Here is a 218-nt window from a genome sequence, read left to right on the forward strand (position 1 = left end):
GCTGCCCGGAATCGGCATATCTCCCTTCTTCTGCTCACCGGGGACATCCCGCTTCGATCTGTGGTTCAACATCGACGATGCCCCCGACGGTGCGGGATTCACCGGTTTCGTGGAGTTCGCGACCGACCTGTTCGACCGGGCGACGGTCGAGGCGATCGCGGCCCGGTACGTGCGAGTACTACGACAGGTGGCCTCCACTCCGCAGACGGCGGTGGGTG

Annotated in this window: 1 protein-coding gene; it reads left to right on the forward strand. The window is 65.1% G+C overall.

The annotated features are described in order from the left end of the window. A partial coding sequence (locus tag ACX4ZE_RS23580; RefSeq protein WP_480275667.1) for a hypothetical protein occupies positions 1–218 on the forward strand: 218 nt, incomplete at both ends.

The organism is Nocardia sp. TBRC8007 (assembly GCF_056629435.1).